This is a genomic window from Desulfosporosinus fructosivorans (genome assembly GCF_004766045.1).
GTDB lineage: Bacteria > Bacillota > Desulfitobacteriia > Desulfitobacteriales > Desulfitobacteriaceae > Desulfosporosinus > Desulfosporosinus fructosivorans.
Genome location: NZ_SPQQ01000023.1, coordinates 33,141 through 41,762, shown reverse-complemented (window position 1 = coordinate 41,762; position 8,622 = coordinate 33,141). Strand labels below are relative to the sequence as shown.

The following is an 8,622-nucleotide window of genomic DNA, read 5'->3' as shown; positions in this document are numbered from 1 at the left end:
TGATTATATTAAAAAGCTTAGCGAGTATATTACAGCCGAAATGAAAAGACAGAATGAGAAAGGTGAAAATACCTATTGGGTAGATGATCCAACATTCGGACCATTTAAAGGCATTAAAGAAAACCAGAATTTTTATATCAATAATGACGGCAGGATAGTAATCTGCTTTGATAAATATGAGGTTGCTCCTGGATCATCCGGAAGCCCTGAGTTTGTGATTCCTGAAGAAGTAGTTAAGGATATATTAAAGTAATATGTAGCATATGATACCAAAGCGGAATTTGCTTTAAGACGTGGCTCGAACTTGGATGGGTGGCTATTTTCACCTGAGAGATGTTCATAATCATTACAGGAATACTGGCTTTGTCACAAAATAATATCCACCCTGAAGAGGGTTAGGAGAAGGACAAACAAATAATCAATCACTCAAAAAAATATACATTTGGTCTCTTTTTATCAGATACTAGGTACCTTATCCGTCAATGGATTGGACTTTAAGGAATAGTAACAAACAATTTATGCAACAGATGATAAAAGTGTTCCATAATGGTGAAAAATTGAGATTGGTCTATTTTGATAGCTGCCGCCCAAGCCGCGATAAAAAATAAAGACCAATCAAAATAAGGCTTTAAACGATATGGTCGAAACTCTGAAAACATTATGTACCAAAGCTTTGAAAGACTTTGAATAAAATAAAAGCAAGGGTATTGTCTCTTAGTGATTCTAAGAGACAATACCCTGTTTTTGTTGCTCGTCAAATTTTTAGTGAGTCTACTAATAACCAATGTCCACTGAATGATGTAAGATTAATTTTTCGATAAAATATGTCACTGTACTTAAAAGCAGATGGGAATTTATGGGTGAAAGAAGTCTAATGGTTGTAATTATTTACTGATATATTTTAGTAAAACTTTTTACTCATCCAATAATAATTTCATTTTTGTAGCAGTATCCGTTCCTGATAAAGGGGTATGTACAATCAATTTTAAGCCGGAATTATCAGAAACATCAAAATTACTAACTTCAAAATCTAATATTCCCGCAATAGGATGGTTCAATTGTTTGTATTTTTCACCATTACTTTGGATTTCATGTAAAGGCCACCATAAATTAAATTCTGTGCTTTGCATTTTAAGATCATCAATAAACTGAGCAAGCCAAGAATCTTCAATATATTGCCCACATGTTGAACGGAATCTACCCAGTAAACCCTTGGCATGCAGATTCCAGTCGACAAATAACTGTTTATATTTATTATCTGTGAACATCGCCCAAACTATATTTCGTTCGCGAACATTCATTTCACTAAAATCACCAAATATTAAGAATGCTGCTTTGTTCCAGGCAATGACGTTCCACCGCTGATCCGTGACTAGAGATGGACAGAATATTAAACTATCCAGAACATGTTGAAGTATTGGACTTACTGTTCCTTGGTATCCCGGTATATCTGCTGGAAGCGGTTGGTTTGCTAAACGGTAAAGATGAATACGTTCTTGTTTATCAAGCAATAAAACTTTAGATAGGCTTTCTATTACTTGAGTTGAAACATGAATAGTTCTTCCTTGCTCAAGCCATGTATACCAAGTTATACCAATTCCAGCTAATTGTGCTACTTCCTCTCTTCTTAAGCCAGGAGTACGTCGACGCGTTGCTGATGAAAGTCCTACCTGCGATGGTAAAATTTTTGCTCTTCGCGTTTTAAAAAAATCGGCTAGTTCTTTATATCGATGCTTCTCATTAGTCAAAATCATCATCAATCCTGTCTATTACAATTTATACTAGTATAATTTCGCTCCTATTAACATTATGAGTCTTGTATTATTATAATTCTAGAAAAACTTGTAAGGTAAACAAAAAATGTATTATTAACTGTAGAAGGTTACAGATTCGAGGAGGAAATCTAATGAAAATACAATTACTGAAACTTGTTTGTTTTTCACCTACTGGGACAACAAAGGCGATTATTCAAGGTGTTGCGCGTGGAATAAATCAAAGTACTGTGGAGTTAATTGATATTACCAGACCAGATGCTAGAATACAACCATTGCAAACATCGGAAAATGAATTACTTGTTGTAGCAGTGCCAGTTTATATGGGAAGAGTGCCTGCGCTTTTAAATGATTGGCTGCATGTGATTAAAGCTCGAAATACACCTGCAGTATGTATCGTCGTTTATGGTAATCGTGTGTATGACGATGCACTACTTGAGCTTAAAGATATTCTGATAAAATGTGGATGTAAACCGATTGCCAGTGCAGCATATATTGGAGAACACTCCTTCTCTAGTTCCGAAACGCCAACAGCCGAAGGTCGTCCTGATGCAAGTGACTTAAATCACGCAGAATTATTTGGGCGTAAAATAAACGAAAAACTACTATCTATTTCATCAGTCAATCACATTTCTGATATAAATATACCTGGCAACTATCCCTATGGAGGAGTTACGGAGCTATGGAGTGTTGATTTTATAGCAATTAGTAACGAGTGTACGCAATGCGGAATTTGTGCGGAAGGCTGTCCTGTTGGTGCTATCGATTCAGAAAATAATAATTTGATTGATATGGAAAAATGCATCACGTGTTGTGCCTGCATCAAGAACTGTCCACAAAACGCCCGAACGATGAAAAACGGTCTGGTCAAAGACGCTGCAATACGACTAAATAAACTGTATAAAGAACGAAAGGAACCGGTCTTCTTTCTTTAAATAGTAAACAACAAAGAAACCCGCAATGTGCTTAACCATGCCAAGACCAAGGGCAGTTGGCTCATAATCAGCCGGAGTATGGATGCCCTGGTGTGGCATATACCTGCTTACCTCGGTAAGCGTCGCGCCCAAGGCTGCGTGAGAATGGGAAATCCCTATGATTTTAGACAGACCCGCAATGATCCACATAACCGGCTAATGTCTATGGCGGAGGCAGGGGTAATAACCCAGAAGGGCGACCGCAGAAATAAGGGTAAATCAAAATAAGGCTTAAAATGATATAGTAAAAGCTCGAAACTATATATCAAGGGCTTGAGAGACTTAGTACAAAATAAAGCAAGGGTAGTATTTCTATCAAAAATGCATGCCAAATAATAAAGGACTCGTTTAAGGATTTAATTAAACTACAAGATTAGAACTTAATAACTGAAGAACTGTTCGGTTATAAACAATTCATAGGAGTAACCGAATTCTATTAATGTAGATAATACTTAAAAAATTTATATAAAAAGGTAGGAAAATTTTTTAAGACTCTTTAAAAGTAATGTTGAATAACAGAAGTGTTCCATAATAGTGAAAAATGGTGATTGGTCTATTTTGATAGCTGCAGCTCAGGCGGCGATTAGCAACAGGGGGGAATAAATTAAAGCAACAAATTGGTTGGAAATATCTCCTGGAGCCTTATGCACCAAGGATTTGAGGGTTTAGGCACAAAAATAGTGGGGGTATTGTCTTTTATGATTTAAAGAGACAATACCCTATTTTTATTTATTTCTTGTATTCTGGTGCAAAATATCGATAGGAAAATAGTACACCCGCCAAATGGATATCTGTCGGTATTATTCCGGTGGGACCTTCGCCACTACCTTATCCCCGATCGGCTTAGAATTAAGACCTTTAATTAATTTCGCAACATAATAAGTACATCCAACAATTAAACCGCTTAAGACAACTATTCCTAAATATATTGGATGATAGTAAGAATCTGGACCTCCACGATTCAGAAAAATAGCACCATTGTCATCCCCCTAGGTTAGAATAGGATATAAAGGGTGAAGAGTAGTTGTCTTAATACCTTTTTTTGGTATAATTAAATTGTATAGTGTATGATGTACGTACTGATAAGGCCTAACTAATGAGGAAAATGAGGTTCAAAGTGATGGATAAGTTAATGGAAAAATGCAAAGGGGCGATTGCAGCCTTTCCAGAGATTGAGTTGGTGTACTGGTTCGGATCACGCGCACAGGGAAAAGGGACCCCTCTAAGCGATTGGGATTTCGCAGTTAAATATAATAAAGAAATGACATGGAAAGAACAATTAAATATTCGTTCCATAATTGCTGATACTCTTGAAACGGATGCCATCGATTTAGTGGATTGGGATCAGGCAAACCTACCTTTGCGTTACGCTGTCGTGCAGGAAGGTGTCTTGCTCATTAGTCGTAATGAGTGCCTAAGAGTGGAGTTAGAGACACAAACACGGTCCCGTTATTGGGACTTTGAACCTTGTTTAAAAGAGCATCAGGAAGCATTTTTCCGACGCATTGTTGATAGGGGGTTATGAGTTGGTTAATCGCACAAAGGTTGAACGGCAATTAGAGCTTATCAAAGAATATTTGGATTTCTTACAAGAGCTTCAATCGCTTACTGAAGGAGAGTTTACTGGATCCAAAAGGGATTTTCATAGTGCTGAGCGTTGTTTGCAGTTAGCCATCGAATGCTTGATTAATATTGGAAATCATATTATTTCTGATAAAGGCTTGCGAGCTCCGAAAGATTATGCGGATATCTTTAAGGTGCTTGCGGAAAATAGTATCTTATTAACGGAGGATGGGCTGACCCTAAAACAAATGGTACAGTTTCGTAACCGGCTCGTCCATGTTTATTGGGATATTGAGCCTAAGGTATTGTGGCAGATTATTCAGGAAGAATTAGGAGGAATCGAACGGTGCGCACGAAACTTGGCTAAATATGCCCAAAATCACTGACCTACGAGGAGTAATTTCGTATAGAAATAGCTTTTGAAGCCTTATACACATCCGTCTGGTTTCTTCTCAAATTCGGATTCGAATCCGAATTTAAATTACCGTGGTCGGGTTTTAATCCATAAGAGCGGCCCTTGGGCCGCAAAATCAATGCCATGGGCTGGGAGTGCATTTCCCTCATCGGACACGTCCATTTTCATCCCGGAAAAGCCTTTTTGCCGGAACACCGGGGAACCGTTGACCATATCGATCTGATAACGGACAACCTTTATTATGGATTTTGACTGGCCAAGCTTGGTCTGTCTTTTTATCTTATGCACCTTGTCCGGCAGGGGTTACCCTTGTCTAGGGTATTTATGACAATAATAGCAGGACCGCAAAGTGCCTATGCTTTTTACGGTCCTGCTATTATTTTGTCACCAGTGCGGGCACTTGACAATTGAACTGATAAATTCCAAAAACCTGCAGCACAACATTTTACTGGAGGGAGTGGAACGTGTATATCGAGCGGAGCCTCATTTTAAGAAAGTACTTCCGGAAGTAGAAAAGCCTTCTCCTTGAGATATGTGTGGCTGAGGAGAAAATACCTTTTATCTTAAACCAACTAAAACAATGGGTCAATGCGATAAAAGAGGGCTATACTAAATTCACAAGTCCAACAATTCCAGTAGAACATCATATCGTAAAATTGGACTTAAAGATGAACAAGCCAGTTGCAGGGTTAACAAGACGCCGATTTTCATGTCGTCCTCACATTCTTAAAGCAAGTGTCCGCCAGACACTTCAATGTCCTGGGCTGTGACCCAGCCGAAATCATCGGACAATAAGTTCACAATGACCTTGGAAAGATCTTCGGGTTGGCCGATTCTGCCGAATGCAGATTGCTCAGCCAGCGGCTTGATGAATTCAGGATGTTTATCGAATACTCCATCGCCAAAATTGCTGTAAGTGGGACCAGGAGAAACTGCGTTGACCCGAATTTTACGCGGCGCAAGTTCTTTGGCGACGTAGCGAGTCCAAGATGACAACGCTGCTTTTAACGAGCCGTAGGCGGAGTAACCTGGAAATGATTGGTTCTTGGATGTGCTCGAGGTATTTACAATGGCTCCAGCATCCTCCATGAATCGGACGAGGTGTTGTGTTAAGAAAACGGGTCCTTTGAAGTTCGTATTAAGAATCTTGTCGAAGTACTCTTCGCTCATCTCAATGAACATCATTGGCCCACCGACACCGCCGTTATTGACCAAGTAATCAAAAGTCGTTCTGTTCCAAACTTCTTTGAGGTTCTTTTTCACTTCCTGAACGAAACCTTCGAATGTTGATCTTTGAGTCAGATCCAACTTCAGTGTTACAGCCCGAACTCCCTTATTCTTCTCAATTTCCTTAACAACAGCTTCTGCTCTATCTTTATAGGAATTGTATGTGAGAATGACGCTAATTCCCCGCTTGCCAAGCTCAAGCGCGGTTGCTTTTCCAATGCCATTACTTCCACCTGTTACGATTGCGATTTTCATAAGATCCTCCTTGTTTTTGTTGTTCAATCTTGATTCTATTTTAGCCTTTTCTGATAAAACAAACTAGATCTAAAAGTTCCATTTAATTGCCTAAAAATATCACTAGTTCCTAAAACAACTTGAATTATCCCAAGTCTTTATCTTTTAAAGAGCCTAAAAATGCCTTGGAGTTCGGAATTGTGTTGGAAAATAGGAAGTCAATATGATAGAATATGTGTATGAATAAAGTTTTAGATGAAATTATCGATCTAATGAAAAGAGCAGGCACTCGACCAATCGAAACCGGAGTACCTGGGCTAAGCATGATTATGGGAGACATTCCCACACATCAGCTCGCAGCGCTCTACAAGCCGATGATTGGTTTTACGATTCAAGGAACAAAGATTCTTTTAATTGGGGAACGTAGTACTGCCATGAAAGGGCCTTCATATTACGTGTTACCGGTACATGTTCCTGCAATGGCGAGTGTACATCCAAGCCGTGATGGACGTCCTTACATGTCCCTCGGTCTTGAGTTAAATCAGAATGTTCTTCAGAATTTGCTAAGAGATCTTCCTGAAGATCTAATGCCAACTGCTTCTGAGCATTTCGTAGCTTGTGAAATAGACATCGAACTCATGGAGGCATGGCTGAGGTTATTGCGATTAACAAAAAATCCAAGAGATATTCCAGCGCTTGCACCGGCTTATGAACGCGAAATCCTTTATCGTGTTCTGATGGGATCGCAAGGATGGTATCTGAGACAACTTGGCTTGAGAGAAAGTAATTTTTCTAAGATTTCTCAGACTGTAAAATGGCTTCGCGATAACTATACGAAGCCAATTGACATCGGTGAGATCGCATCAAAATCAGGTATGGCTATCAATACCTTTCACCGTCAGTTTAAACGGGCAACGGGTTTAAGCCCGATTCAATTTCAAAAGCAGTTAAGGCTTTTGGAGGCCAGAAACCTCATGGCATTTGAGGGTTATGCAGTAGCCAGTGCTGCATATCAAGTTGGCTATCAGAGTCCCTCACAGTTTAATCGAGAGTACTCCCGCTTCTTCGGTGCACCTCCAGCTAGGGACACTGAGAAGCTAAGACGAATCGAAAGCACGAGGGATTAGCGATTAGCCAGTCGCTTCTATTAAAGTAATCTAATATTAAAGTGATTTGAGAGAAGAGGGATTACAGATTAAGTGAAGAAACACTTAGTGCTTAGTACACCTAGTGTTCCTAATAATACTGCACTTACTAATTAAGCGCAGCAATATCGGATAGCATGCAGATCGTTCTGACGATGAGTGGAGCATTGACTTGTGTTTTAGGTGATCAAAGAGCCTAATAGTGATGGTCTAATAGGTTAACGTTGTACGAAAGCCCTGCGTCATCCTTGCGCGGGAAATATGATACATTCCTTCGTGTTTAATAAGAAGCCATAATCTCACTGGAAATCACAGCGAGATTATGGCTTCTTAATGCTGAAGAGATGCCTTATTTTGACCACAAAACAACACTTACAGGTTCAACTGGTTTCCAACCCGCTTAAGACCTTAACTTTCTAGGCAAAAGTGAACTCGTTCAACTAAAGTTGAACATCGAGTCTTCGGTGGGGGACTCTACCCCCACCGAAGCGGAGCCGGGGGTACCACTCCCACTTGTAGAAGTGGGAGTCTGACGATTGGATCAAAAGTATGGAATTAGTTCTTTCCCTACTCCCGCATATTGGAATAAGCTCTTATTTTTCCATGTTCACCACCATAATAGGTTTTTCCCAATCCTATTGGTTTGTTCTCATAATCATACAGACTTTGCTCTACGACTAACAAAGGTTCTGATTCATGCAAACATAACGATTTATTAATTTCCGGATTAGACTTTTCAATATAAATACACAATTCTTTTTTTATGGCAAATGGAGAACTTTTCTTGGCAACCATGTCTGGTAAAGCTGCATATTCGATCGCTTTTTCGACAATAGGCCGACCCCGATCATACGGAATATATTTAATATCATAGGCAATTGGTCCTTCATTGGAATACAACAACCTGAGAATAACCACAACTTTATGATCACAAGATATTTGCAGTTTTTGGCATATTGTCGCATCTGGGTCTGTGGCATCTACTCCTAAAAGTTTGCTATAAAGGGTATTTTTACTTCCACTGTTCAGCTCATTAAAAAGTAAAGTGTATTTACTGTGATCTGGTTCAATAATATAATAACCTTTCCCCGGGAATGAAGTAATGAATCCCTCATTATCAAGCATAGATAAGCTTTTTCTGACAGTTAAACGACTGGTACTATATTGTTGAGCCAGTTCGTTTTCAGATTGAAGCATATCACCCGGCTTCAATTCGCCCCGAAGAATTTTATCTTTCAGTTGATTAAAAAGGTACCGATAGATAGGCAAGTTCATACAAATATTTACTCCTT

Annotated in this window: 10 protein-coding genes; 6 read left to right on the top strand and 4 right to left on the bottom strand. The window is 39.2% G+C overall.

From position 1 onward, the window contains the following. On the top strand, positions 1-253 hold a 253-nt coding region (locus E4K67_RS27935; RefSeq protein WP_135552761.1), incomplete at its 5' end, for an RsiV family protein. A 661-nt stretch (positions 254-914) separates the two neighbouring features. Here E4K67_RS27935 and E4K67_RS27930 read toward each other — a convergent pair. After that, positions 915-1,754: a helix-turn-helix transcriptional regulator gene (locus tag E4K67_RS27930; RefSeq protein WP_135552771.1), complete on the bottom strand. Its 840-nt coding sequence runs from the start codon at positions 1,752-1,754 to the stop codon at positions 915-917. 152 nt (positions 1,755-1,906) lie between these two features. Between E4K67_RS27930 and E4K67_RS27925 the strand changes: the two genes are divergently transcribed. The 4 genes from E4K67_RS27925 (at position 1,907) to hepT (ending at position 4,695) form a co-directional block, all read left to right on the top strand. Further along, positions 1,907-2,707 (top strand): EFR1 family ferrodoxin, encoded by an 801-nt coding sequence (locus E4K67_RS27925; protein ID WP_135552759.1) that lies wholly within the window; start codon positions 1,907-1,909, stop codon positions 2,705-2,707. Between the two features lie 27 nt (positions 2,708-2,734). After that, positions 2,735-2,974 (top strand): hypothetical protein, encoded by a 240-nt coding sequence (locus E4K67_RS27920; protein ID WP_135552757.1) that lies wholly within the window; start codon positions 2,735-2,737, stop codon positions 2,972-2,974. Between the two features lie 892 nt (positions 2,975-3,866). Continuing rightward, positions 3,867-4,271 (top strand): type VII toxin-antitoxin system MntA family adenylyltransferase antitoxin, encoded by a 405-nt coding sequence (gene mntA / locus E4K67_RS27915; protein ID WP_158408598.1) that lies wholly within the window; start codon positions 3,867-3,869, stop codon positions 4,269-4,271. 1 nt (position 4,272) lies between these two features. Further along, the gene (hepT, locus tag E4K67_RS27910; protein WP_158408597.1) at positions 4,273-4,695 is read left to right on the top strand and encodes a type VII toxin-antitoxin system HepT family RNase toxin; all 423 of its coding nucleotides are present in this window, start codon (positions 4,273-4,275) and stop codon (positions 4,693-4,695) included. Between the two features lie 95 nt (positions 4,696-4,790). Here the strand turns inward: hepT and E4K67_RS30340 are convergent, their stop codons facing one another. Next, complete coding sequence (locus E4K67_RS30340) at positions 4,791-5,012, bottom strand: DUF1659 domain-containing protein (protein WP_199242674.1); 222 nt, start codon at positions 5,010-5,012, stop codon at positions 4,791-4,793. A 438-nt stretch (positions 5,013-5,450) separates the two neighbouring features. After that, on the bottom strand, positions 5,451-6,206 hold the full coding sequence (locus tag E4K67_RS27900; protein ID WP_135552751.1) for an SDR family NAD(P)-dependent oxidoreductase: 756 nt from the start codon (positions 6,204-6,206) through the stop codon (positions 5,451-5,453). 218 nt (positions 6,207-6,424) lie between these two features. Between E4K67_RS27900 and E4K67_RS27895 the strand changes: the two genes are divergently transcribed. Beyond that, on the top strand, positions 6,425-7,312 hold the full coding sequence (locus tag E4K67_RS27895; RefSeq protein ID WP_135552749.1) for an AraC family transcriptional regulator: 888 nt from the start codon (positions 6,425-6,427) through the stop codon (positions 7,310-7,312). A gap of 585 nt (positions 7,313-7,897) precedes the next feature. On the opposite strand, the gene E4K67_RS27890 is transcribed toward E4K67_RS27895, so the two are convergent. Continuing rightward, on the bottom strand, positions 7,898-8,605 hold the full coding sequence (locus E4K67_RS27890) for a GntR family transcriptional regulator (protein ID WP_135552747.1): 708 nt from the start codon (positions 8,603-8,605) through the stop codon (positions 7,898-7,900). Positions 8,606-8,622: the final 17 nt, after the last annotated feature.

Coding starts and splice junctions, on each gene's coding strand:
- E4K67_RS27930 (WP_135552771.1), bottom strand. CDS start 1,754: ATGATTTTGACTAATGAGAAGCATCGATATAAAGAACTAGCCGATTTT.
- E4K67_RS27925 (WP_135552759.1), top strand. CDS start 1,907: ATGAAAATACAATTACTGAAACTTGTTTGTTTTTCACCTACTGGGACA.
- mntA (WP_158408598.1), top strand. CDS start 3,867: ATGGATAAGTTAATGGAAAAATGCAAAGGGGCGATTGCAGCCTTTCCA.
- E4K67_RS27900 (WP_135552751.1), bottom strand. CDS start 6,206: ATGAAAATCGCAATCGTAACAGGTGGAAGTAATGGCATTGGAAAAGCA.
- E4K67_RS27895 (WP_135552749.1), top strand. CDS start 6,425: ATGAATAAAGTTTTAGATGAAATTATCGATCTAATGAAAAGAGCAGGC.
- E4K67_RS27890 (WP_135552747.1), bottom strand. CDS start 8,605: ATGAACTTGCCTATCTATCGGTACCTTTTTAATCAACTGAAAGATAAA.